A 23,697-nucleotide genomic window follows, 5' to 3' on the forward strand; every position below is an offset into this window, starting at 1 on the left:
CACCAGTTGCCGGCGTGATCGGCGTCCGGCCGCTGCCAACCCGCCGCGGTCAGGATCCGCGCGCCGTCGGCGCCCGCCCCGGCTTCGGGGCTCAACCAGCGATCACCGCCCTGTTCGCACTGACCGCGGCCGCCGAACTCGGCCAGATCTTCTACGTCGACGAGGAGGGCCATTCGATCGGCGCGCAGCCGTCGACGGAGTTGCTGGAGCTGGTTCGCCGGCAGCGTCACGAATCCGCGCAGCTCGGTGACGGTCCCTGGTGGCGTCTGCTGTTGACGCTGGGGGCGGGCGGCGAGCTCGAGGTCGATTACGACTACGCCGACGAGCCGTTCCCGCAGGATCAGCTGTTCGCACCGGAGGCCTACGCCGAGGATCTGCGGCTGTATCCGCGTGATTCGCTGCCGGTCTGGCTGGCCGCTCATATCGTCCATGCCGACCGGCAGTCCCGCTCACCCGGCGATGCCGCCGCGCAGGCACGCGCCGACCGGGCCCGCGATCTTCGCGGTGCACAGGCCGACCACGAGTTGCCGGAGTTTCCGCTGATGTGGGCGCGGTGGGCGGTACTGTCGGCCGCGTTCGTGGCGGCGGGTTCGCAGTGGGGTCCGCGAATCCTGCCGTCCCTCGGCATGTTCGAGGGTTCCCGGCGCAGCGGCGCCACGCTGTACGCCTTGCCCGGTGGCCGGGCCGTGCTCTCGGGCGGTGTCTGGAACGCACCAGAACTCGACGCCGCTTACAACCGCGACGCGGCCTTGCCCGAGTTGTATGCCGGTGCGCCGGAGTGGGTCGCCAACCCCGTGCTCAACGCGCGCGCGTCCACCGGGCTGCTCTCGTTCTGCTACTGGTGGGACAGCGGCCACTGGTATCGGGGCGAATCGCCGGGTGCGCACGGGATCGCCGAAGCGGTGCCGGGGTTCTGGACCTTCGACACGGTGGTGGATGTGGTGTTGCGGTTGATCACGGCCGAGCCGGGCGATCGTGAACGTCGTGCGGTGGCCGCGCTGCTTTCGGCCGCCGAGGTCGGTGTCGCGACGAGAGACACCCTGGTCGAAGTGTTCGGCGATGACGGCTTTTTCGATATCGACAGCGCCTTCTACCAGCTCACCGTGGCCGGTGTCGCGCTCTCGCTGCCCGAACCGATGCCGCAGGACCAGGCGCTGGCGCGGGTGCGGGCGCATCTGGCCGACACCGGGGCGGCCACCGCCGGCTATCCGCCGCAGGAGCTGATCGCCGAGCGGTTCAGCGTCGGCTGGATGGTGTACGTGCCGGTGGCACCGGATGAACTCGCCGTCGGCCGCACCATCTTCTACCTGGCCGACGACGGCGTGCTCGAACAGTCCAGCTCCTCCATCGCCCCCTCGGATTACATCGCCGAGTTCGAGCAGCGCTACCAGCAACGGCACCGCGCGGCCGACTTCTGAACTGGCGGAAACCCTCGGCCCGAGCATGATTCATCGCGCGGCTACCTGCCGTTCAGTTTCTCCACGGGATGATCCCGCACCGTGTGGACAGCGAGTGGGAAGGAGCTGTGCCGATGGCAGGAGAGAACAACCCATGGGGCGATCTCCGCACGCAAGCAGGCAACGGCGGTCTGGTGTTCACCAAGGACGTCGCCACCGATGCCGCGTCCTACTGCGCCGATCTGGTCGATGTGCTGAACATGGTGACCGGCAGCCTCGATGACGTGCTGAAGATCGAGGGCCTCGGTCACTTTCCCGGCGCGGTGCGGCTGGCGAACAAGTTCGCCGAGATCGCCGCGGAGTTCCGCGACGAGGTGATGAAGGAACACAAGCGCATCGCCACCGATCTGGGCGAGTCCTTCGTCATCGCGGGAAAGCTGTACGAGGGCACCGATCTGGACGGCAAGGGCCATTTCGACTCGATGGTGCGTACCAGCAATGCGGGCGATCTGATCAAGCACGTCGAGCAGGAGCAGATGTATCACGGCGGCTGGGTCGACATCTCGCCCGATATTCCGAACCTCGGCAACTACGAGAACAAGGACTCCAAGTACGGCGGACTCCCGGACAGCCTGCTCGACCTCGCCGGTAGCGAAGGTTCCCAAGGCTTCTCGGTGACGGTGCCGCCCGCGCAGACCTTGAACTTCAACCAGCTGTGGTGGCTCGGCGATCAGATCCGCGGCAAACCGGCCTTCATCGCGGTGGCCGGCGGTGACTGGTTCCGGATGAAGTTGCAGTTGCAGTCCGGGTTCTCCAACTTCGACCAGAGCATCCAGGGCTTGATGGATTCCGATCGCTGGAAGGGCACCGGCGCGGACGGCGCCGCTCGCGCCGTCCGGCTCTACACCAACAACAGCGGCAAGCTGCTCACCGCGATGCAGCAGCTCAGCGACAATCTCGTCAATGCCTCCGGCTGGACGGCCAACACGGTTTACGGCATGCCCGACCAGAGCGTCGCCTACACCCCCGACGACCAGGAACACGCCCAGCTCGAACTGGCCAGGCAGGTCTACGCGAACTGGTACGAGCCCGGCATCGCCGCCTGCGCGAGCGCGATTCCGATCCTGCCGAAGCCGGCCGATGCGGTGCAGATGCCGAACGACGACCCCCGGAATCCGGGCAACAACGGCGGAAACAATGGCGGCAACAACGGTGGTGGCAACAACGGCGGCGGCAACAATGGGGGCGGCAGTTCCGCCGCCCAGCAACAGCAGCAGGCCTCCCTCGCCCAGTTCGCCAAGGATCAGCAGGCGCTGAGCCAGCAGCAGCGGGATATGCAGGCCGCGCGGGACAAGGCCGAGGCCGATGCGCGACGCCAGGCCGAGCAGCTGCGCCAGCAGCAGGAACAGGCCCAGCAGCAGGCCCAGCAACGCGCGCAGCAACAAGCCGCCCAGCAGGCGGCCCAGCAGGCCGCGCAACAAGCCCAGCAGGCGCTACAGCAGGGCTTGCAGCAGGCTCAGCAGGCCGCCCAGCAGGGGTTGCAGCAAGCTCAGCAGGCCGCCCAGCAGGCGATGCAGCAGGCCGGTCTGGCCGGGCTGCCGCAGGCGCTGTCCGGTCTTGGTAAGGACCTGCCGAACCTCAAGGGCGGGCTCGGCGGAGGCAAGGGCGTCGGCGGCGGTGGCGCGGGTGGCGGAGCCGGCGCGGGTGGGCTCGGCGGGCTCCCGAAGGAACCAGCGCAGACCCAGGCCTCCAAGCTGTTCCCGCGCGCCTCGGCCGCCGGTGTCGCGGCCGGTGCGATGCGTGGCGCCGGTCTGGCGCCCATCGCTGGTGCTCCCGGCGCGCCCGGCGGCATGGGTCCGGCGGGCGCGGGCGCTGGTGGTGGTCAGCAGGCCAAGGAGCACAAGCGCGCCGATTACCTCGACTCCGTCGAGCACATCGAAGAAGCACTGGGCGATGCGCCGGTGGTGGCCAAACCTGTTGTGGAGAAATGAACCGGACCTGGGAATTCAGCGATATCGAGTTCGTCGTGCTGTGGGAGTCGCTGCGCCGCGGCGGGCTGCCGTTCCCGTTGTTCTACACCGGGCGCACCGAGGATCCAGAACAGTTCAAGGCCGAGAAGCTGGCCGCGCGCGACGACGTGCGGCGCAGGCTCGGCTCCTCGTTCGATGCGGTGCTGGAAGCGATCGCCGACCCGGATCTGCGGATCGTGATCAACGGTGGCGACGGCCGCGCACCGCGCGAACCGAAGGGTCTGGTGCGGCTGCACGGTGCCCGGCGGCAGAACACCGGCTATATCATCGAACAGCTGCCAGGTGAGACCTACTGGCACAGCGGGGGTTTCACCGTCTCCGAGTGCGAGGCGGTGAGTCTGGCCGAGGCGATGGTCGCCAAGATGCCGGAGGCCGAGCCCGGTAGGCAGCGCGATGTGGTGCTGCCAGCCGAAAATCCGAGCGAGGAACTCGACCACTCCTACGGCGGTTCCGCCGTACACGACTCGTTCGACGATTCCGTCGGTCAGCGTGGCGCCACCTTCCTGGCCACGCCCGCGCCGAGTTACGGAACCATCGATGTGGTGCAGGGCTTTTCGATCTTCGGACCGCGCGGCATCACCAAACACCGGCTGCGCTGGCGCGATCTCGAAGAAGACGGCCGCTACGTCATCGGTGACGAGACACCGCCGGTGGCCAGACCGGCCGACCGCAAACATCTGGTCAACGCGATCAATACCCGGGTCGCCGCGGTGATCCGGGCGATCAAGGATGAACGCGCGTGAAAGGAATGCCGCGATGAGTGAGCAGGAGCAGGGCCCGGCCGAATGGACCGCCACGTCCCGCACCGGTGCGATCGCGGTGCGCACCACCGAACAGGGTTTGCCGGTGGGCATTTCGATCGAACGAGCCGAGCTACGTGGCGATCCGGCGGCGCTGGCGGCCGAGGTGCTGCGGCTGTGCAAGCAGGCCGCGAGCCGGGCCGGGCTCGCGCGGCGGGCACAGCTGGAACAAGCGGGCGTGGCCGAGGACATGCTGGCCTTGATGGGCCTGCCGACCGTGGCCGAGGTGGCCGCGCAGGAGATGGCCGACGAACAGGACTACGACACCGAGCCGCGTAGCTGGCTGCGCTCGGTCTGAGCTGCTGATTTCCATCAGTGGGAACAACTGTGCGGGAGAGGAATTCATCTCGTGTTTGAATCTATGGACGAGCTGGAAGCCAGCGTCCGCCGGCGGTTGTACCGCATGCGCGACCTCGCCGACGATATGGCCGCGGTCCGCGCGAGCGAAACCGCGCCGGACGGGTCGATGACCGCCGAGGTCGATGGCAACGGCTCGCTGGTGAATCTCCAGTTCACCACGGCGATCTCGGAGCTCACGCCCTCCGAGTTCGAGCAGCGGCTGGTGGCTACCGCCGCAGCGGCGGCCAGGGCGGCCTTTGCCCGGCGCGCCGAAATCGTCGTGTCTTTCAACGAAGAAGTCAGCGGGTAGACACGTCACGTTCACCCTGACCGGTCATAGTTTTTTTGCGACAGCTCACACCGTAGCGTCCGCTCGGTGGGGGGATTCGCGCCAAACATCCAGCATCACCGGATCGGGGAGTACGATGAGCGACCTCGTAGCAACACCTGACGCGATCCGTCGCTACGGCGACGCGGCAGCGGCGATGGCGACGAGCGTGGCCACCGCGGGCAGCGTCGACCAGGCCGCGACCATGGCCGTCGCAGCCCCCGTATTCGGCTTGATCGGGCAGGAATTCCTGGTGTCGTACGCCATCGCACAGGGCAACCACCTGTCGTCGGTGATGGAACTGGCCGGTGTGCACGCCGCCACGGCGGTCACCGCGCATCAGAGCGCCGCGGCCTACGAGGCCTCCGACGCCGCCGCCATCGCCGAACTGGGTGCGGCAACCGCGCCGCTGCAATGAATCCGGAGCTGGACCCCACCGTCGTCGATCTCTTACGCGGCAGCGCCCTCGCGCCCTATATCGACCGGCCGGTGAACGACATCCTGGCGGATATGGGTCTGCCGCCGCTGCCGGATCTGTCCGCGATCCCGCCGCTGCCCGAATTCCCGCCGATGCCGGTGATCGATATCGCCGCGCTGGCCCGCCCGCTGACGGATCTGGCCAGCAGTTTCGGCACCGGTGTACTCGCACCGCCACCGGGTGGCGGTCCCGATCCGATGCAGGTATTCCAGGCGGTCAACACCGCGCTCACCACCGCGATGCAGCTCGGTACCTCCGCGCTGCAGGCGGTGATGACGATCTGGCAGGGGATGGGCGCAAGCAGCGCCGCGGGCAAGGCCGCCGACGCACAGGCCGACAGCGCCGAACTGGCCGCGCAGAGCACCAACGAGAAGACGGTGCTCGCGGGCGCGGCGACCTCGGTGGCGGTCGGCGGCGCCGAATTGACCGCGATCATCGCCAAATACCTGACCACGATGGTGGCCTCGGCACCGCTGCTCGCCACTCCCGGCGGGCAGATGTTCATGGTCGCCGCGACCACCGAGGCCTTGGCCTCGGCGACTGCCGTGGTGGCCAAGACCCGCGGCGAGCTGCTCGGCCACTCGGGAAATATGACCCAGGCGGGCAAGAAGGTCGCCGTCACCGGGGCGCCCAAGGGGGTGGACTCGATGCAGCAGGTCATGCAGTTGCTGCAGATGGTCACCCCGCTGATGACGATGGCCAGTACCGGGGCGCAGTCGATCGGACAGCTGGCCGCGGCCAACACCTCGCTGCTGGCGCCGAAACCCACTGACGGTGCGCAGGATCCGGCCGAGAAGAAGGACGGCGAGCCAGGTAAAGGCCATCCGGGCGCCGGCGGTGGAGCAGGTGTCGGTGGCGGCGGCGTCGGTGGCGGCGGTGTCGGCCCGGTCGCCGCACCGCTGAGCCCATGGCCGGGCACGCGGACCGCGGGACTCGGGGCCGTGCCCGGTGCCGTCGGTGGACTGGGTGCCGCGGCGTCCGGCGAGGCGGGGATGGCCGGCGGACGCTCGGCAGCCACCACCGCGGGCACCGGCCCGGCCATGATGCCGATAGGAGCGGCCGGTGCGGCCGGCGCCGCCGCGGGTGTGCGCGGTGCGGGCGACGCCGGCGATATGCCGAACTACCTGGTGTCCGGTCAGCACGGCGACGAGGTCGTCGGCGATATCGAGGGTGTCTCGCTGCCGGTGGTCGGCGCGGCCGAACAGCAATCCGAAGCACCGCCCGACAAAGAACTCACCCTCTGACGCAGTCAGCACGGTCCGATCCAGGAGGTTGTCATGGTCCGCAGTGGTGTGGATTTCGATGGGGTCCAATTCGATGCCGCGGGTGCAGGCGCGGCCGCGCGTGAACTCGACAGTCTGGCCGACCGGCTGGAGCAGGCACTGACCAGCAGGGAAGCCGCGTTGAAGGTCGAACCGGCCGGTGCCGACGAGGTGTCGCGCACGGCAGCGCAGACGATGAACGAGGTCGCGATGTCCTTCGGGGACAGCACCGCCGCGGGCATCCATGAACTACGCAAGCTGGCCGCTGTACTACGCAGCCAGATCACCGAGTTCGGCCGGTCCGAAAGCGACAGTGCCGCTGGCTTCGATGTGCCCGCGCGCGGAGCGGCCTAGCTCGTCTCGGGCGGCACACGGAGCTCTGTGATGATCGAACCACCGCAGCCCGGCTTCACCGGCGTGGTCTGGGAGGCGCGTCAGCCCGACCGGCTGGCCCGCGAACTCGGGACCGGGCCGGGTTCGCTGCCGATGGCCGAGGCGGCCGCCGCCTGGGTGCAGTTGGCGGCCGAGCTCGGCACCGCGGTGGTCGATTTCGAGCGGGTGGTGCTCGGTCTGCGCGGGGTCTGGCAGTCGGGCACCAGCCGTGAAGTGCTGGACAAGGTGTCGCGGTTGCGCGACTGGTTGACCGAGGCGGCGAGCGCGGCAGCCAACAACGCGGTCCGGGCCGAAACGCAGGTCGCGGCCTATGAGGTGGCGCGACTCGCCATGCCGAACAGCGCGGAGATCCAGGCCATTCAGGAGATCCAGCGCTTGCTCGAGCAGGTCGGATCCGCCCTCGGCGCCCCGATTCAGGCCGTCGCAGCCACCACCGATGCCGATGCCGATGCCGCCAAGGCCGCCGCATCGCGGGTGATGCGCGGCTACGAATCGGCCAGTGCGCCGCTGGCCCAACCCTGGACCCAGCAACCGCCGCCGGTCATCGTGCCCGCCGCCGCCTTGCAGGCCGAGCAAGTGCCCGCGACCGCGCCGCAAGCCGGCTCACCCGCCCTGCCCCCGGTCACACCCGGCATGTTCGCCCCCGGTGGCGGCGGCCTCGGCCCCATCCCCCGCGCGAAGACCTCATACCAAGCCGCTGCCTTCACCGAATCGGCCACCGCTGAAACAGTGGAAGTTCTGGCACCACAGCAGGTTCCGGCTTCGCACGGCACCGTCCCGCTGGTTCCCGGTTCGCCCTTCGCCGCCGCGGCGGGCGCCCAGGAGGAGGAGTACCAGTCCAGGGCGGGCGATGCGGGCACCGACGCGCTCGGCGCCGATCTCGGCATCGTCTCGGCCCCCGCGGTCCTCGGCGCGCCGGAACCGGCCGCGCCGCCCACCGGCCGTACCGCCCCGGGAGGCGCGTCATGACGCTGGTGACCAACGACGGCCTACTCGCCGTCGCCGAGCGCCTCGGGGTGCAAACCTTGCCGCAGGTGCTGTCGGTGGCGCCGCAGCACGACTCCTACGACGCATGGGCGCAGGCCCAGCACCGCGCCGTCACCGAGCTGACCGGTTCCGGCGTCATCGATGCCTACGGCGAGGTGGAACCGACCCTGGCCGACGCCCTGTTCACCCTGGCCCAGCCCGACCGCGAGCTGGTCGCCCGCGTGTTCACCGGCGCCGCGCCGATCCGAATCTGCCTGGCCCGCCGCGGCGAGCAGCACGCCCTCGCCGTGCGCACCGGCGACGACTACGACATCGGCACCGTCTGGTCCGACGGGTCCGGCGCCACCCTCGCCCGTCCTGTGCTGGCCGCGCTCGGCCCGGCCGATCCCGCCGATGTCGCAGTGTTCAGCGCGCCTGCCGCCGAACTGAGCGAACGCCTCGAAGCCGCGCAGAGCTCGGCCGAATACGCCGACGCCCTCTACGCGCTCGGCGTCGCCGACCGGGACGCGCCCCGCTACGGGCTGGCCTTCGCGTCCTGCCATGCCTACGCCGAAATCGTGGCCTATGCCCACATCGACGGCGTGACGACCCGGCCGCCCGCGGCGGTCGCGGTATACGACACCGGGCACGGTCGCCTCGTCGCCGCGCCTGGGTTCGCAGCGGATCAGCAGGTCTGGTCCACGGTGACACCGGGCACTGATCACCGGATCGCGCAAGCGATCTCGGCCCTGGTCGAAGCACTGCCCGGGGGAAGGTGGCTGCCGCAGTAGACCCGCAGGGCGTGCAGTAGCCCGCCACTCTCCCGGCGGTGCCCCGACCGGCACCTTCCGGGTACAGAAATCACAACACGAAAGGTTCGATCATGGTTTACGCCGATCATTCATCCGCCGACAAGGCCCAGGGCGATATGGCCAACGCCGTCGAGGGCATGAAGTTCACCCTCAAGGCCATCACCGATGAGGTCAACGCGGCCCGTGGCTGGGAGGGCGACGCCCGCAACGCCTTCAACGCCGCCGCCGACCGGTGGAACACCGAGGCCACCGAACTGAACGGCGTGCTGGACCGGATGACCCAGCTGGTCGGTGAGGGCAGCGCCACCTTCAAGCGGATCGACGCCGAAGGCGAAGACGAGTTCAACTACATCAAGATCTGACGGCCGCCCGATCGAGGCATCGGCCGTAACCACCAGCTACACAACTGATCCGGAGGGTTCTGATGGAATACGACAAGTCTGCGATGACCACCCTGTTCCACGATCTGCAGGGTTTCCGCAAGGCACTGACCGACAATGCCCGTGACATGGCCGATGCGGGCAGCGCGCTCGCCGTCGCCTGGGAGGGCAACGAGGCCTACAACGGCTTCCAGGCCGTGCACAAGGACTGGGACACCAAGTTCGAGGACACCCTGGTGATCCTGGACAACGTCGCCGCCGCGGTGGAGAGCGCGCTGCACCGCGCCCTCGGCACCGACGGCAAGATCGGCGACGGCTTCGCGGGCGTGTAGGACACGTCAGCGCCGAACAGCCGGCCCGGTGCATACCGGGCCGGCTATCTGCGTTAACGGCGGATTCAGCGGGCGGCGGCGAGTGACTCGCCGATGTAGCGCATCTCGTCCGGGGTGGTGACCATGTTGACCGTGGCCTGCGCGGTGGAGGTGCGCACGGTGATGCGGTTCGGTGCGGTGGGGTCCTGGTACAGCGTGACGTCGGCGTCGAAATCGCCGCCGGGTTCATGTGGTCCGCGCACCCGCACGATGGTCGCGCCGCCCGTCAACGCGGTGGGCGCGATTCCGTCGAACACCACGACGGTCGCGGTGCTGAACCCCGCGCCCGGCTGAGGGGAGGCCGGCCCGTGCTGCTGGTTGTTTCCGCCGAAGCGCGTCGCCAGCGAGAGTGAATGCGGTGCACCGACATTGGCGACCATGGTCTGCCAGGCCTCCGGCCTGCCGGTGTGCACCACCACATGCGCGCCGAGCGCGATGGCCCGCAGGATCACCTGCTGGGCCAGGTCGAGTTTGCCGATCACCTCGAGATGGCGGGTGCCGTCACCGATCAGCGGGACCGCGATGCCCTGGCCGCGATGATCGGCGCCGATGAGCTGCCCGCAACCACCGGTGGGCACCGCGATGCCGGTGAGTGCGCTGAGCGGGCCGTGATAGTCCGCGGCACTGTCGTGCACCACCGTCTGCGCGGGCAGGGTGTCGAGTAAGGCGCGATACTGCCTGCCGCGCAACGGCCGCAGTCCCGTGACGGGCGGCGCGTCGAACTCGGTGAGGGTGTCGAAGCGCACCAGCGCACCGAGGGTGATCGGCGGGGAGTCTGCCCGCGTGCCGACGCCGGGACGCTGCACGCCCGGACGCAGCCGCACCGTCACCATCGTGTTGAGGCTCGGCGTGGCCCAGATATCGGCGAAGCCGCGCGAACCGACCAGCTCGGGGCCGATCTCGTAGCTGGTGAGCCGCAGCTCGCCATGTACGAGCGAGTTCTGCGTCTCGGTGAACTGGTCCAGCGGCACGCCCCAGCACATCCGGCGCACCGCCGCGTTCATCTCGCCCGCGGTGAGCACCGACACCGAGATGTCGTGCGCAGCCAGTCGATTGGCCACGCGGCGGGTCGCGATGATGGCGGTGCGCAGGCTGCCGGTGCGCCCGCCGCCACGATTGTCGACCGCCTCCGCGTTGGCCAGCGGATCCAGCCGCAGCACCAGCCAGACCGTGCGGTGGGCGATGGCGGGCAGCGGGCCGAGGATGCGGTCGTAGAGCTGGGCCACCACACCGTTGCCCGCGGTGCGCGCGCCGGTGCTGATCACGTCGATCGAGGTGAGCGTGATGTCGAACTGGCTCAAGCATTTTCCGATTTCGGTGAGCGGCAACACCTGATCGGTGCTGAGCGAGCCGCGCCGCAGCAGCGTCATCGCATCCGGCGGCGGATCGATGCGCAGCATGGTGACCAGCAGGTCGTTGTCCCAGCGCACGCCGTAGCTACCGCCTTCGGGCAGGGTGACGTCGAACGGCTCGGCACCCCCGTCGGCCGGACCGGGCCGGGCGCGACGCCACCGCCACGCCACGGCCGTCGCCACCATCCCGGCGAGATTACGCGGATCGGCCCGCCGCACCGGCACCGCGCCCAGCAGCAGCACCGCGGCCCCGATCCCGGCGACGGCGGCGATCGGTGCGTCGAAGGCCAGCGCCACCCAGGCCGCCACGGCGGCGAGCAACGCCAGCGGAACCATCCGCCGTAAAGGAATATGGCGGAACAACCAGAATTCGGGATCACGTAACGTCGCGTTCACCGCGATGTCCGACCTGATTTCCCCGGATGGGTTTTCCGCCGAATTGTCGGCTGCGGTTTCCCGTTCGTTTACGACAACGTTCACTTTTAGTAGCCCTGGGTTCGAATTCCGCTTGCCTGAGTTTGTTTATTCCGGGGGGTCTGGAGAACTTTTACAATACCGCGCCGCAGGTGAATACGCGGGACGGGGGAAATCGGCTCGACGGGCCGCGTACCACGTCGATTGACACCGCCGTTTCGGCCGATACTGTAATTGCTCGAGTGAGGGGAGAACCCAGTTCTATGGAGGCCATGTGCCGGCACAGCTGACCACCCGGCAGCAGGTCAATGGATATCGATTCCTGTTGCGCAGGCTCGACCACGCGCTGGTGCGCCGGGATGTGCGGATGCTGCACGATCCGATGCGCTCACAGCTGCGTTCGCTGCTGGTCGGGGCGGTGCTCGGGCTGCTGGTCGTCGCCGGCGCGGCGATCCTGGCCTTCATCCGCCCGCAGGGCGCCATCGGCGACGCGAAGATCGTGATGGGCAAGGACAGCGGCGCGCTCTACGTCGTCGTCGCCGACAGCGACGGCGGTTCCACCCTGCACCCGGTGCTCAATCTCGCCTCGGCCCGGCTGATCAGCGGCAGCAGCGAGTCGCCGACCTCGGTCAAGGACGCCAAGCTCGCCGAGATGCCGCGTGGACCGCTGCTCGGCATTCCGGGCGCGCCGTCGGCGCTGCCCGGCTCGGCGCAGGGCGATCGCTCCGATTGGACGCTGTGCGACACCGTCGAGCTGTCCATCACCGGCAGCGCCGCCTCGGCGTCCGGGGTGGACACCGCGGTGCTCGCGGCGCGCCCGGAACTGAGCGAACGAATCCGCGCCGCGCGGTCCGAGGAAGCCGTGCTTGTGCGCAGATCAGACCGCACTTACCTCATCTACGAGGGCAAACGCGCCGAAATCGACCCGGACAACAGCGTGCTCGCGCGGGCGCTCGACCTCTCCGGTGAACGTCCGCGCCCGGCAGGTACCGGCCTGCTCGGGGCGGCCACCCCGGTACCGCCCATCGCGGTTCCACAGATTCCGAACGCGGGCAAGCCGGGCCCCGGCGCGCTGTCCGACATCCCGGTGGGCGGCGTCATCTCGGTCGCGGCCACCGGCAAGCAGCAGGGGGCCGAGCTGTATGTGGTGCTCAGCGAGGGTGTGCAGCACATCTCCGAGTTCACCGCCGAACTCATCCGCACCGCGAACTCGCAGGGCATGAGCCAGATCGAGACCGTCCCGCCGGACGTGCTCACCGGCATTCCGGTGCTCTCGCAGCTGCCGGTCGATCACTTCCCGGCCGCCGTGCCTGCCATCCTGTCCGCCGAGGACGCGCCGGTCACCTGTGTGTCCTGGTCGAAGACCGATCAGGGCGAGGCCGATGCCGTCGATGGACCCACCGACCGCGCCTCGGCCGCCCTGCTCGTGGGCGCCAGGCTGCCGCTGCCCGAGGGTGCGCAACCGGTCTCGCTGGCCACCGCCGACGGCTCCGGCGACCGCATCGATCAGGCTTATCTGCGCCCGTCGTCGGGGGAGTTCGTGCACGTCACCGGCATGGAACCTGGGAGTCCGCGGCGCGGCAGCCTGTTCTACGTCGCCGATAACGGCATCCGCTACGGCATCCCGGATATCGATACCGCCATGGTGCTCGGCCTCGGCGATTCACCCGAGCCGGCGCCGTGGGCCATCGTCGGGCAGCTGGTGCCCGGCCCGGCGCTGGCTCCCAGCGACGCGCTGACCAGGCACGACGTTTTGCCGCAGCGCAACTGAGCTAGCCGCCGCTCCGAGCTCGGGCCGTATCCGGTACGCCGGATACGGCACCCGGACCGATCGCTAGGACACCCCGAGCGAGGCCAGCACACCGGCCAGCGCGGCTTCCATGTCCGGCGCCTCGATCCGCATCAGCACCGATTCGTCGACCGCGGTCAGATCCAGCGACTCGTCGTTGGCCAGCCGGAACTCGCGTTCCTCCTCGGCGGCTTCGATCACATTGCGAACGAAACGGCCGTTACCGGCCAGGTCGATGCCGCGGCGCGGCTGGCCGCTCTGGTCGGTGCGTTCGGAGTTGTAGAGCCGCTCACAGGCCTGTTCCAGCAGCCGCACCGCGTCCTCGGACAGCTCCGAATCGCGCGAGGAGGCGATGAGTTTGCCGATCTGCCCCAGCTCGGGCGGGGTGTAGGAGGGGAACTGCAAGCGTTTGGCGAAACGCGAGGCCAGACCGTCGTTGGCGGCGAGCAGCCGGTCGATCTCACCGTCGTAGCCCGCGATGATCACCACCAGCCGGTCGCGGTCGTTCTCCATCCGGGCCAGCAGCGTGTCCACCGCCTCGCGGCCGAAGGCGTCACCGCCGGACAAACCGGTCTGGATCAGCGTGTAGGCCTCGTCGATGAACAGCACCCCGTCCATCGCGGTGTCGATCAGCTTGTCGGTCTTGATCGCGGTACTGCCCAGATGCTGGCCGACGAAATCCATCCGCTTGGCCTCGACCACCTTGTCGGTTTTGAGCAGGCCGACGCCGCAGTAGATCTTGGCCACCACCCGAGCAATGGTGGTCTTACCCGTTCCCGGCGGCCCGGTGAAGGCAAGATGGTTGCCGCGCGGCACGCTCGCCATGCCCTTCTCGGCCCGGATCTTGGCCAGCTGCGCCGTCGCTTGCAGCTTCGCGACCTGCGTCTTCACCGCCGTCAGGCCGATCTGACGATCCAGTTCGGCGCGGGCCTCGGTGAGGATCTTCTTGGCGCGGTCCTCGGCGTCGGCGGTTTGCAGCTGCTCCACCGACGGCGCCGAGGCCGGATCCCAGCGGTCGGTGCGGGCGTCGATGGACTCCTTGGTGGTGACCGTGATGCGGTAGCTCTTGTCCCGCATCGCCTCGGTGTTCGCGGTGAAGTCCGGCGCCTGCGAATACACCTGCTCGAACAGCGCCTGCGCTTCGTCCTCGCTGCCGGTTTCGCGCAGGCACAGGCCGCGGCAGAACATGGCCGTGGTGCGCGCGGCCGGAATCGGCCCGTTCTCGGCCTGCTCCATCCGCCGGATCGCCTCGCCGAACAACCCGAGCTGGGCGCAGGCCGAACCGACCATCACGTGCGCGCCGGTGGCCAGGTACGGGTCCTCCCATTCGGCCGACCCGGCCAGCACCGACATCACATCCGGCCAGCGCTGGGTGTTGAAATGCAGCACACCGCGGATATAGGCGCTGATCCGGTCGTCGATCTCGCGATCGGGATCCGACAGCATGCCCGCCCGGTACTCGGCCAGCTCGTCGAGCACCCGCTCGGCCTCGTCGTACTGCTTGCTCCCGATCAGGTTCGCGGCGTAGGCGAGCCAGATCTCGGTGTAGCTAGCCAGCGGATAGTCGATGTAGAGCCCGGAGACGAACCGCCCGGCCAGCGCTCGCGGCGCCAGGCCGAGCCTGCGCTGCTCGCGGTAGAGGGTGCTGGTGCTGGTGCGGTGCAGGTTCCGGATGACCTCATCGGTGACCTCGCCCGCCGCCGCCCGGCCCAGCCAGGCATCGCACATGGACGGATCCCATTCGGTAGCGCGCTGAAAAGCCAATTTCGCGTACTCGAGATCACGCGTCGATTCCTGTCCATCAATGCTCAGCCCGAGGGACAGGATTCCGGCATCGAAGGCGCGCTGTGCTTGACGGTTGCCGGTCATTGCATGGAACCCCGAAATCTTCATAACTGCGGCGGACACGGACGAGTTCGGCCCGGCCGCGACATAAATCGCGTCGGCATGGCCTGTCCGATACATTATTGTTCGCTGCCGGTAGGTTGCAACGTGGTCCGGTCGCAATATCGAGCCGGTGCCGCGGAGTGGCTCGCCGGTGGTTCGACGGGTAGGAATCCGGTCGCGAGTGTCTGAAACGTGCAGGAAAGAACTGGGGTCGTTCGACAATTGACCGAGACGTTGAGCAGCGGCGCCGGTACCGCTGAGCCAGAACTGTGCCGGGTTTCCGTCATCGGGGGAAATACCCAGCTCGATGTCGGGTTGCCGGCCAACGTGCCGATCGCGACCTTCATGGGCGATCTGGTGGCTCTCATCGAGTCCCGCAACCCCGCACCCGTCGACTCCGAAGACGGCGCCGCTCCGCTGCAGACTCGGCACTGGACGCTGGCCCGGCTGGGCCGTGACGCCATCGCGCCGAGCCGCACGCTCACCGAGGCGGAGGTCTTCGACGGCGAACTGCTCGTGCTGCGTTCGGTGAGCGCCAAGGAATCGCCGGCTCTGTTCGACGACGTCATCGATGCGGTATCCCGCTTGACCGCCAACGACTTTCGCGGCTGGTCGCCGAGCGCCGCGCGCTGGACCGGTTTGGTCGCCTCCGTGGTGGCCGCCGTGCTCGCGCTCGCCCTGTTCGCCGCCGGCCGCGACGCCGGGCTCGGAATCGCGGCCCCGTTCCTGGCCACCGGTGTCGGCATCGGCGCGGCGGTGGCCGCCGCCATCGCCGCGCGCAAGTACGACGACGAACTCACCGCGGTCTGGTTGTCTTTCGGTGCGCTGCTGCTGTTGTTCGGCGGCGCTGCCCTGTTCGTGCCGGGTGATCTCGGCAGTCCGCATCTGCTGCTGGGCTTTTCGGTGACGCTGGTCGCCGCGGTCGGCGTCTATCGCGCGACCGGCACCGGCGCCACCCTGTTCACCGCCGCGATCACGGTCGCGGTCTGCGGGGGAGTGGCCGCGCTGGTGCGCATGGTGTGGGATCCGGCGCTGCCGAAGATCGGTGCCGGCCTGCTGGTGGCGGCGATCGTGCTGATCTCGGCGGTGCCGCGGCTGTCGGCGGTGCTGGCGCGGCTCCCGGTGCCGCCGGTGCCCACCGCGGGCGGTGCGATCGACCCGGCCGATCATGAGCAGCGTCCCACCATCGAAGGCATCGGCGCGATCGGCGCCACCGCGTTGCCGTCGGCGGCCGGGCTCGGCCGGCGAGCACGCGTGGCCAATCAGTATCAGACCGGCCTGCTCATCGGTTGTGCGATCGCGGGCGTGACCGGTGCGCTCGGCGCCGCCGACCCGCTGGGCGATTCCCGCTGGCAGGGGGTCGCGCTCGCGGTGGTCACCGCCATCATCCTGTGCCTGCGTGGCCGGGCCTTCGCCGATCTCGCGCAGGCCGCCACCTTGATCATCGCCGGTGCGACCATCGTCGCCGCGCTGCTCACCGGGCTGGCTCTCGGCGGCGCCGATCCGCTGCTCTGCGGTGGGCTGCTGCTGGCACTGGCGGTGGCGGTCGTGGTGTTCGGCGTGATCGGCCCGCACATCGAGATCACCCCGGTGACACGGCGTTCCGGCGAGATCTTCGAATATCTGCTGATCTGCACGGTGATTCCGCTGGTGCTGTGGATCATGGGCGTGTACGCGATGGCACGGAATATCTGATGGGCAGGCGTGCCCATGCGGTGGCCGCCGCTATCACGCTGAGTCTTGCTGGCTTCGGCCTGCCGGCGGCACATGCCGTCCCGCCACCGGAGATCGATCCCGGTGCGCTGGCCGCGGCACAGGCTCTCAGTGGTCGCCCGGCGCCCCTCGAACCCACCGAACAGCGATCGGTCTGTGCCGAACCGGTGCTCAACGGTGGCCCACCCGTCGAGGTCCCGGTGTCCCAGGCCGTGCTCGATCTGCCCTCGGCCTGGCAGTTCAGCCGAGGGGCCGGGCAGAAAGTGGCGGTGATCGATACCGGCGTCAACCGCCATCCCCGGCTGCCCGCGTTGCAGGCAGGCGGTGATTACGTCTCCGGTACCGACGGAACCGTCGACTGCGATGGACATGGCACCCTGGTCGCGGGCATCATCGCGGCCCGGCCGAGCCCCGATGACGCCTTCGCCGGTGTGGCGCCGGAGGCGGAGATCCTCACCATCCGGCAGCTGAGCCTGGCGTTCGAGGCCAAGGATCGCCGCGGTTCGCAGGAGAAGCCGGGCGCCATCGCCAGTGCGGGCTACGGCAATGTTCTCACCCTCGCCGCGGCCGTCGTGCGGGCCGTCGACATGGGTGCGACGGTGATCAATATCTCCGAAGTGGCCTGTGCCGCAGCGGGAGTCGACACCGTCGACGAGCCGCTCGGCGCGGCGGTGAAGTACGCCTACGACCGCAATGTGGTGGTGGTCGCGGCGGCGGGCAATCTCCAGACCGACGGCGCCTGTAAAGCGCAGAACACCGGATCCGGGTGGGCGGGGGTGCAGACGGTGGCGAGCCCCGCCTGGTTCGACCCGTATGTGCTCTCGGTCGCCTCGGTCGATCCGAACGGCGTCGTGTCCGAACTTTCGCTGAACGGCCCGTGGATCGGTGTCGCCGCCATCGGCCGCCAGATCGTCTCCCTCGACAGCAAACCCGGCGGCGTCGGCCTGGTGGACGGCGTGCAGACTGCCGAAGGCATCAGCCCCATCGAGGGCACCAGTTTCGCCGCACCCTACGTCGCCGGCCTGGCCGCCCTCGTCCGTTCCCGTTTCCCGGAACTGACCGCCGCCCAGGTGATCGACCGGATCGAACGCACCGCGCACGCACCGGGGCCCGGCCGCGACGACCGTATCGGCCACGGCCTGATCGACCCCGTGGCCGCGCTGACCGCGGAACTGCCCGATCAGCCGATCAGCGAAGGCGCCGACGTCCCGAGCCCGATGGCGCAGCCGTGGCGCCCGCCCGGCCCGGACCCGCTGCCACGCCGCATCGCCGCCATCGGTGCGATCACCTGCCTGGCCGTGCTGGGGATCGGCACCGCGCTGTGGATCCCGTTCCGTCGCCGCGGCGAGGACGCCGACATCTCCGACCTCGACCCGGAAGCAACAGAGGGGTAGCGGACCGCCATGGTTACCGAAGGTTTCGTGCGACGCCCGAGGATCGCGCCGCCGCGCGCACCCGGCGGGGAAGTCGCGTTGAACTCCCCGCCGGAGATCCCGCGCCCGCTGCCCGCTCCGCTGCTGGTCAAGCTGATGCCGGTGGTGATGCTCGTCGCCGTCGTCGGCATGATCGCGATGATGGCGATGATGGGCCGCAACCTGTTCGCCAATCCGATGATGATGATGTTCCCGATGATGATGATCATGTCGATGGTCGGCATGATGATGGGAATGCGCAGCGGCGGCGGACCGAAGTCGGCGGCCGAGCTCAACGAGGAACGCAAGGACTACTTCCGTTACCTCGACCAGATGCGAAAAGACGTGCGCCGCACCGGAAGTAAACAGCTCGAGGCACTTACCTGGAGCCATCCCGAGCCGATGGACCTGCGCTCGGTGATCGGAACCCGCCGCATGTGGGAACGCCGCCCGGCCGACCCGGATTTCGGGCATGTCCGCGTCGGCATCGGCAGCCACCGCCTCGCCACCAAACTGGCCCGCCCGGAGACCGGCCCGCTCGAGGACCTCGAACCGGTGTCGACGGTGGCGCTGCGCCGGTTCGTGCGCACCCATTCGGTGGTGCACCGCCTCCCGACGGCGGTCTCGTTGCGCGCGTTCCCCGCCATCAATATCGGCGGGGTCGCCGAGGAGGCGCGCACCCTGGTGCGGGCCATGCTGATGGAGCTGGCCGCCTTCCACGGCCCCGACCACGTCGCGATCGCGATCGTCTGCGCCGACCCGGACGGGCCGAACTGGGCATGGGCGAAATGGCTTCCGCACCTGCAACATCCGACGATGCGCGACGGTATGGGCTCGGCCCGGATGATGTACGGCTCACTGGGTGAACTGGAAACCGCGCTGTCCGCGGAGCTGATCGAACGCGGCCGGTTCATGCGCAATCCGCAGCCGACGCAGGGCAGGCTGCATCTGGTGGTCGTCATCGACGATGGCTACGTCAACGGCACCGAACGCCTGGTCAGCGAATCCGGCTTGGACTCGGTGACCGTGCTCGACCTAACCGCACCCGAGGACGGGCTCGCGGTGCGCCGTGGCCTGCAGCTCGTGGTCGCCGACGGCGACGTCAGCGCGCGCAGCGCGGCGGGCACCGAGAAGTTCGCCACCGCCGACGAGGTCAGCATCGCCGAAGCCACCGCGTTCGGTCGCGGCCTGGCCCGCTACCGCATCGCCACCGCGGCGCAGATCGTCAGCCTCGGCGACGAGACCAGGGCAGATCCCGGTCTGATGGCGCTGCTCAAGATTCCCGACGCCGCCCAGATCGAAGCCTCGAAGGTGTGGCGTCCGCGCACCGCCCGCGAACGGCTGCGGGTGCCGATCGGCGTCACACCCGACGGCACGCCGGTCGAGATCGACATCAAGGAGTCGGCCGAGAACGGCATGGGCCCGCACGGATTGTGCATCGGCGCCACCGGCTCCGGTAAATCGGAGTTCCTGCGGACGCTGGTGTTGTCGCTGGTCACCACGCATTCACCGGACTACCTCAACCTGGTGCTCGTCGACTTCAAGGGCGGTGCGACCTTCCTCGGACTCGATCCGCTGCCGCATGTGGCGGCGGTGATCACCAACCTCGAGGAAGAGCTCTCGATGGTCGACCGGATGAAGGACGCGCTGGCCGGAGAGATGAACCGGCGCCAGGAGTTGCTGCGCGCAGCGGGCAATTTCGCCAATGTCACCGAGTACGAGAAGGCCCGTGCGGCGGGCGCTCAGCTCGATCCGCTGCCCGCGCTGTTCGTCATCGTCGACGAGTTCTCCGAATTGCTGTCACAGAAACCGGATTTCGCCGACCTGTTCGTGATGATCGGCCGCCTGGGCCGCTCACTACACGTGCATCTGCTGCTGGCCTCGCAGCGCCTCGAGGAGAACAAGCTGCGCGGCCTGGACTCGCATCTGTCCTACCGGATCGGCCTGCGGACCTTCTCGGCCAACGAATCTCGTGCGGTGCTCGGTATCACCGACGCGTACCACCTGCCGGGCATCCCCGGCTCGGGCTATCTCAAGAGCGACGCCGACGATCCGTTGCGCTTCAACGCCACCTACGTCTCCGGGCCCTACGTCTCACCGACCGGCACCCGCGAGGCAGGCGGCAGCGTCAGCAGCGGGCAGGCACCTGCGGTGTTCACCGCCGCGCCGGTGGAGATGCCGGAAAGGATCGAGCCCGCGCCCGAACCGGCGGGTCCACTCGGCCTGCCCGAGCTGCCCCCGCCGCCCGGCACCGAGACCGCGGATACCGAAGAGGGCCTGCCCGATTCGCTGCTCGAGGTCGTGGTCAAACGGCTGACCGGGCACGGACGGCCGGCGCACGAGGTGTGGCTGCCGCCATTGGACGAATCACCGACCGTCGACATGCTGCTGCCCGACCCGGACTGGCGTTCTCCGGCCAACCGGCACGGGCAGCTGTGGATGCCCATCGGCATCATCGACAAGCCCTACGAACAGCGCCGCGATGTGCTCACCATCAACCTGGCCGGCGGCCAGGGCAATGTCGCCGTGGTCGGCGGTCCGCAGTCGGGTAAGTCGACGACCATGCGCACCATCATCATGGCCGCGGCCGCCACCCACTCCCCGGAGCAGGTGCAGTTCTACTGCCTCGACTTCGGCGGTGGCAGCATGACCGGCTTGTCCGGGATCCCGCACGTCGGCTCCGTGGCCGGCCGCCTCGACCGCGATCGGGTGCGACGCACCATCGCTGAGCTCACCTCGCTGCTCACTCAGCGCGAGGAACGATTCACCGAACTCGGCATCGAGTCCATGGTGGAGTTCCGTCGCCGCAAATACGCCCAGCTCGAAGCCGCCGCCAACGGCAACCCACCGGCACCCGACGACCCGCTGGCCGCCGACCAGTTCGGCGACGTCTTCCTGGTCATCGACGGCTGGGCGGCCATGCGCGAGGAATTCGACACCCTGGAGCCTGCCGTCAACGCCATCGCCCAGCAGGGCCTGTCCTACGGCATCCACCTCATCCTCGGTGCCTCGCGCTGGGGCGAGATCCGGCCGGTGATCAAGGACCAGATCGGCACCCGGCTGGAGCTGCGCCTGGGCGATCCCTCGGATTCGGAAATGGGCAGGCGCACCGCGGCCTTGGTGCCCGTCGGACGCCCCGGCCGCGGCCTGACCCCCGATGAGCTGCACATGCTGATCGCCCTGCCGCGGCTGGACTCCGACTCGGATCCCACCACCCTCACCGAGGGTGTCGCGGCCGCCAAGGAACAGCTGGTACAGCTGTGGGGCACCAGGCGCGCCCCCGAGGTGCGCATGCTGCCGCTGGAGATCTCCCGGGATCAGGTGCTGGCCATCGCCCGCGCGCACGGCGTCCGGCAGAGCGCGACCAAGGTCGTGGTCGGGCTCGGGGAGAACGAACTGGATCCGTTCGTGCTGGATTTCGACGCCGAACCGCACTTCATGGCCTTCGCCGACGTCGAATGCGGCAAGACCACCCTGCTGCGCAATATCGCCATGGGCGTGGTGGAGAACTCCGCGCCCGGTGAGGCCAGGATCATCATGATCGACTACCGCCGCAGCCTGCTCGGAGTCGTCCCCGATGAACGCCTGGCAGGCTATTCCACCTCCTCGCAGACCAGCGGACCGATGATCACCGAACTGGCCCGCTACCTGTCCAAACGCATCCCCGGCTCCGACATCACCCCGCAGCAGCTGCGCGACCGCAGCTGGTGGGAAGGCCCGGAGATCTACGTGCTGGTCGACGACTACGACATGATCACCGCGGGTACCAATCCGCTGCTGCCGCTGCTGGAATACCTGCCCCAGGCCCGCGATATCGGTCTGCACCTGGTGGTCACCCGGCGCATCGGCGGCGTCTCCCGCGCGCTCTACGACCACGTGCTCGGCGGTATGAAGAACCTGTCCGTCGACGCGCTGATCATGAGCGGCCCGCGCGACGAAGGCAAACTGATCGGCGACGTGCGCCCCACCAAACTCCCACCCGGTCGCGGCATGCTGGTCTCCCGCACCCGGGGCCAGGAGATGATCCAGATCGCCCACCTGCCACCGCTGTAGGCGATCGTTCCGCTGCGCGCGAGCCCGGCGTCGAGCTCGGGCACTGCCGTGCGAGTTCGAGCGATATCCGTCGCGTAGGTCGCGAGTGCCGGATCAGCCGTGTACCGGGGTGAACACGGGAGCGCTGTCGTGGCGTGCCGGCGTCCACGAATCGGTGCGCCGCTCGAACAATGCCCGCGACGGACCGAGCGTCGCGTCGCCGGCGATCCGGGCCAGCTGGAAGCCGGCCCTGCGGTAGTAGGCGTGCAGGTCGGTGTTGGTGGTCCAAGCATCGAGCCGCACCCAATCCCGGCCGTACTCGCGGCCCAGCTCGCCCGCGTGGGCGAGCAGCCGACGTCCGACCCCGCGGCCCGCGTAACGCAGATCGACGATCATGTAGTGCACGATCACCGCGTCGGAGAGCTCATCGGGATCCCAGAGTCCTTGATCTGCCCGATCGTTCACGGTGATCGTGCCCGCGGGCCTGCCGCACACCTCGGCGATCCAGGTTTCCCCGGCGTCGAGGCAGCGGCCCACCGACCGCGCGAAGATCTCGATCGGCAGGCCCCGTCCGGCCACGGTCCACTGGTCCGAACCGCGCGCGCTCAGCCATGCGGTGCGCTGTACCCGAAGCCGGCAGATGGTACCGAGGTCGGCGAGCACCGCGGGCCGGATGACCACGGACATGGCTACGCGATGCCGGGCCGATAGGAGCTGCCGAGGGCGCGGCGGATCACGGCCGTGCCCTCGTCGTCACCTAGTTCATAGGCCAGCCGATTGCGGGTGGCGATCGAACGATGCCTGGTGGCGCGGGTGACGCGTTCATGATTGGCGCCGATCCGAAGGTGATCGAGCAGAACGGTTCCGGTGGCGACTCCGAGCACAATGGCCTCCTCGGCGGTTGCGGGCCGGGCGACGACGGTATCGCGATGGGCGGTCTCGGCGTGGCCACGATCGGCCAGTCGGCGAGTCGTACCCTCGGGAATGTCGTGCGGTGAGTCGATTCCGGTGGCTTCGGCGAGATCACGTGGATAGAAACTGACCTCCCAGGACCACGGTTCGTTATCCAAATACTGGACGACCGTGCGGGCGAGCACCCAGGAATCAGCCGGAACGCCCAGCCATTGCGCCACTTCCGTACCGGCGGGCTCCATACGGGCGCTGAATTCTTTGCTGGGTTCGCGATCGGCGGCGCGCGCGATTTCCTCGAAAATGTCATGTGCCGACCGTGGCCGATTCGGTCGGATATGATCTGTGACCACGGATTCGAGTACTTCCTGGTTTCGGACCAGCGTTCCACGGGAAGTAGCTGTGTAGACAAGGTTCTCGGTGACCAGAACCTGAATTGCGTTGCGCGCGGTAGTGATCGAAACCTGCATCTGATCGGCCAGCTCGGCATGACTGGGCAGTCGATCACCCGGCTTCCACCTGCCTGCGCGGATCTCCTCGCGGAGGAGGTCTGCGATCCGGTGATACGTCGGACCGTCCGCCATCTTGCTCCTCGGTTGGTCGTGCAGGTAACGAAGTGTACACTTTTCGGCC

Annotated in this window: 20 protein-coding genes and 1 pseudogene; 16 read left to right on the plus strand and 5 right to left on the minus strand. The window is 68.8% G+C overall.

The window, feature by feature from the left end:
• From GV790_RS18165 to GV790_RS18220, 12 genes are all read left to right on the plus strand, one after another.
• On the plus strand, positions 1–1,418 hold a 1,418-nt coding region (locus tag GV790_RS18165), incomplete at its 5' end, for a hypothetical protein (protein WP_218586433.1).
• Positions 1,419–1,531: 113 nt separating this feature from the next.
• The gene (locus tag GV790_RS18170; RefSeq protein WP_163814530.1) at positions 1,532–3,388 is read left to right on the plus strand and encodes a hypothetical protein; all 1,857 of its coding nucleotides are present in this window, start codon (positions 1,532–1,534) and stop codon (positions 3,386–3,388) included.
• Positions 3,385–4,170, plus strand: coding sequence for an ESX secretion-associated protein EspG (locus tag GV790_RS18175; RefSeq protein WP_163814531.1), 786 nt, complete (start codon positions 3,385–3,387; stop codon positions 4,168–4,170). Before GV790_RS18170 ends, GV790_RS18175 begins: the two co-directional genes overlap by 4 nt.
• A gap of 13 nt (positions 4,171–4,183) precedes the next feature.
• Positions 4,184–4,525, plus strand: a complete 342-nt coding sequence (locus GV790_RS18180; RefSeq protein ID WP_163814532.1) for a hypothetical protein — start codon at positions 4,184–4,186, stop codon at positions 4,523–4,525.
• Between the two features lie 105 nt (positions 4,526–4,630).
• On the plus strand, positions 4,631–4,876 hold the full coding sequence (locus GV790_RS18185; RefSeq protein WP_228806520.1) for a YbaB/EbfC family nucleoid-associated protein: 246 nt from the start codon (positions 4,631–4,633) through the stop codon (positions 4,874–4,876).
• 115 nt (positions 4,877–4,991) lie between these two features.
• Complete coding sequence (locus GV790_RS18190) at positions 4,992–5,312, plus strand: hypothetical protein (RefSeq protein ID WP_171047994.1); 321 nt, start codon at positions 4,992–4,994, stop codon at positions 5,310–5,312.
• Positions 5,309–6,616 carry a hypothetical protein gene (locus tag GV790_RS18195; protein WP_163814534.1) on the plus strand — a complete coding sequence of 436 codons (1,308 nt, stop codon included), beginning with the start codon at positions 5,309–5,311 and terminating at the stop codon, positions 6,614–6,616. Before GV790_RS18190 ends, GV790_RS18195 begins: the two co-directional genes overlap by 4 nt.
• A 33-nt stretch (positions 6,617–6,649) precedes the next feature.
• Positions 6,650–6,988 (plus strand): PE family protein, encoded by a 339-nt coding sequence (locus tag GV790_RS18200; RefSeq protein WP_163814535.1) that lies wholly within the window; start codon positions 6,650–6,652, stop codon positions 6,986–6,988.
• A gap of 30 nt (positions 6,989–7,018) precedes the next feature.
• A complete protein-coding gene (locus GV790_RS18205) occupies positions 7,019–7,996 on the plus strand; it encodes a PPE domain-containing protein (RefSeq protein WP_163814536.1) in 978 nt (325 codons plus the stop codon).
• Positions 7,993–8,784: an ESX secretion-associated protein EspG gene (locus tag GV790_RS18210; RefSeq protein ID WP_163814537.1), complete on the plus strand. Its 792-nt coding sequence runs from the start codon at positions 7,993–7,995 to the stop codon at positions 8,782–8,784. Before GV790_RS18205 ends, GV790_RS18210 begins: the two co-directional genes overlap by 4 nt.
• 92 nt (positions 8,785–8,876) lie before the next feature.
• Positions 8,877–9,167 carry a WXG100 family type VII secretion target gene (locus tag GV790_RS18215; RefSeq protein WP_163814538.1) on the plus strand — a complete coding sequence of 97 codons (291 nt, stop codon included), beginning with the start codon at positions 8,877–8,879 and terminating at the stop codon, positions 9,165–9,167.
• Between the two features lie 62 nt (positions 9,168–9,229).
• Positions 9,230–9,517, plus strand: coding sequence for a WXG100 family type VII secretion target (locus tag GV790_RS18220; protein ID WP_163814539.1), 288 nt, complete (start codon positions 9,230–9,232; stop codon positions 9,515–9,517).
• A 65-nt stretch (positions 9,518–9,582) separates the two neighbouring features.
• Here the strand turns inward: GV790_RS18220 and eccE are convergent, their stop codons facing one another.
• Positions 9,583–11,388 carry a type VII secretion protein EccE gene (eccE, locus tag GV790_RS18225; protein WP_309139010.1) on the minus strand — a complete coding sequence of 602 codons (1,806 nt, stop codon included), beginning with the start codon at positions 11,386–11,388 and terminating at the stop codon, positions 9,583–9,585.
• A 208-nt stretch (positions 11,389–11,596) separates the two neighbouring features.
• Here eccE and eccB point away from each other — a divergent pair, with 208 nt between their 5' ends.
• Positions 11,597–13,093 (plus strand): type VII secretion protein EccB, encoded by a 1,497-nt coding sequence (gene eccB, locus GV790_RS18230; protein WP_163814540.1) that lies wholly within the window; start codon positions 11,597–11,599, stop codon positions 13,091–13,093.
• A gap of 63 nt (positions 13,094–13,156) precedes the next feature.
• Here eccB and eccA read toward each other — a convergent pair whose 3' ends face one another.
• On the minus strand, positions 13,157–14,980 hold the full coding sequence (gene eccA / locus GV790_RS18235; RefSeq protein ID WP_163814541.1) for a type VII secretion AAA-ATPase EccA: 1,824 nt from the start codon (positions 14,978–14,980) through the stop codon (positions 13,157–13,159).
• Positions 14,981–15,220: 240 nt separating this feature from the next.
• Between eccA and eccD the strand changes: the two genes are divergently transcribed.
• Genes eccD through eccCa form a run of 3 tightly spaced genes read left to right on the plus strand, consistent with a single transcriptional unit; the run spans position 15,221 to position 22,176 of the window.
• Positions 15,221–16,693, plus strand: a complete 1,473-nt coding sequence (gene eccD / locus GV790_RS18240; protein ID WP_178128090.1) for a type VII secretion integral membrane protein EccD — start codon at positions 15,221–15,223, stop codon at positions 16,691–16,693.
• A complete protein-coding gene (gene mycP / locus GV790_RS18245; protein ID WP_163814542.1) occupies positions 16,693–18,105 on the plus strand; it encodes a type VII secretion-associated serine protease mycosin in 1,413 nt (470 codons plus the stop codon). The genes eccD and mycP overlap by 1 nt, the downstream gene beginning before the upstream one ends.
• Positions 18,106–18,114: 9 nt before the next feature.
• A complete protein-coding gene (gene eccCa / locus GV790_RS18250; protein WP_163814543.1) occupies positions 18,115–22,176 on the plus strand; it encodes a type VII secretion protein EccCa in 4,062 nt (1,353 codons plus the stop codon).
• A gap of 93 nt (positions 22,177–22,269) precedes the next feature.
• On the opposite strand, the gene GV790_RS18255 is transcribed toward eccCa, so the two are convergent.
• From GV790_RS18255 to GV790_RS31205, 3 genes and pseudogenes are all read right to left on the minus strand, one after another.
• A complete protein-coding gene (locus GV790_RS18255; protein ID WP_163814544.1) occupies positions 22,270–22,842 on the minus strand; it encodes a GNAT family N-acetyltransferase in 573 nt (190 codons plus the stop codon).
• 2 nt (positions 22,843–22,844) lie between these two features.
• Positions 22,845–23,309, minus strand: a complete 465-nt coding sequence (locus GV790_RS31200; protein WP_228806982.1) for a UTRA domain-containing protein — start codon at positions 23,307–23,309, stop codon at positions 22,845–22,847.
• Positions 23,310–23,453: 144 nt separating this feature from the next.
• Positions 23,454–23,648 (minus strand): annotated as a pseudogene (locus GV790_RS31205) (winged helix-turn-helix domain-containing protein); the annotation flags it as partial.
• Positions 23,649–23,697: the final 49 nt, after the last annotated feature.

This window comes from Nocardia cyriacigeorgica (assembly GCF_010858045.1).
Classification (GTDB): domain Bacteria; phylum Actinomycetota; class Actinomycetes; order Mycobacteriales; family Mycobacteriaceae; genus Nocardia; species Nocardia cyriacigeorgica_E.

Excerpts from the sequence above, each read along its gene's own strand:
- GV790_RS18170 (WP_163814530.1), top strand. The coding sequence starts at position 1,532 with ATGGCAGGAGAGAACAACCCATGGGGCGATCTCCGCACGCAAGCAGGC.
- GV790_RS18175 (WP_163814531.1), top strand. The coding sequence starts at position 3,385 with ATGAACCGGACCTGGGAATTCAGCGATATCGAGTTCGTCGTGCTGTGG.
- GV790_RS18180 (WP_163814532.1), top strand. The coding sequence starts at position 4,184 with ATGAGTGAGCAGGAGCAGGGCCCGGCCGAATGGACCGCCACGTCCCGC.
- GV790_RS18185 (WP_228806520.1), top strand. The coding sequence starts at position 4,631 with ATGCGCGACCTCGCCGACGATATGGCCGCGGTCCGCGCGAGCGAAACC.
- GV790_RS18190 (WP_171047994.1), top strand. The coding sequence starts at position 4,992 with ATGAGCGACCTCGTAGCAACACCTGACGCGATCCGTCGCTACGGCGAC.
- GV790_RS18195 (WP_163814534.1), top strand. The coding sequence starts at position 5,309 with ATGAATCCGGAGCTGGACCCCACCGTCGTCGATCTCTTACGCGGCAGC.
- GV790_RS18200 (WP_163814535.1), top strand. The coding sequence starts at position 6,650 with ATGGTCCGCAGTGGTGTGGATTTCGATGGGGTCCAATTCGATGCCGCG.
- GV790_RS18205 (WP_163814536.1), top strand. The coding sequence starts at position 7,019 with ATGATCGAACCACCGCAGCCCGGCTTCACCGGCGTGGTCTGGGAGGCG.
- GV790_RS18210 (WP_163814537.1), top strand. The coding sequence starts at position 7,993 with ATGACGCTGGTGACCAACGACGGCCTACTCGCCGTCGCCGAGCGCCTC.
- GV790_RS18215 (WP_163814538.1), top strand. The coding sequence starts at position 8,877 with ATGGTTTACGCCGATCATTCATCCGCCGACAAGGCCCAGGGCGATATG.
- GV790_RS18220 (WP_163814539.1), top strand. The coding sequence starts at position 9,230 with ATGGAATACGACAAGTCTGCGATGACCACCCTGTTCCACGATCTGCAG.
- eccA (WP_163814541.1), bottom strand. The coding sequence starts at position 14,980 with ATGACCGGCAACCGTCAAGCACAGCGCGCCTTCGATGCCGGAATCCTG.
- mycP (WP_163814542.1), top strand. The coding sequence starts at position 16,693 with ATGGGCAGGCGTGCCCATGCGGTGGCCGCCGCTATCACGCTGAGTCTT.
- eccCa (WP_163814543.1), top strand. The coding sequence starts at position 18,115 with ATGGTTACCGAAGGTTTCGTGCGACGCCCGAGGATCGCGCCGCCGCGC.
- GV790_RS18255 (WP_163814544.1), bottom strand. The coding sequence starts at position 22,842 with ATGTCCGTGGTCATCCGGCCCGCGGTGCTCGCCGACCTCGGTACCATC.
- GV790_RS31200 (WP_228806982.1), bottom strand. The coding sequence starts at position 23,309 with ATGGAGCCCGCCGGTACGGAAGTGGCGCAATGGCTGGGCGTTCCGGCT.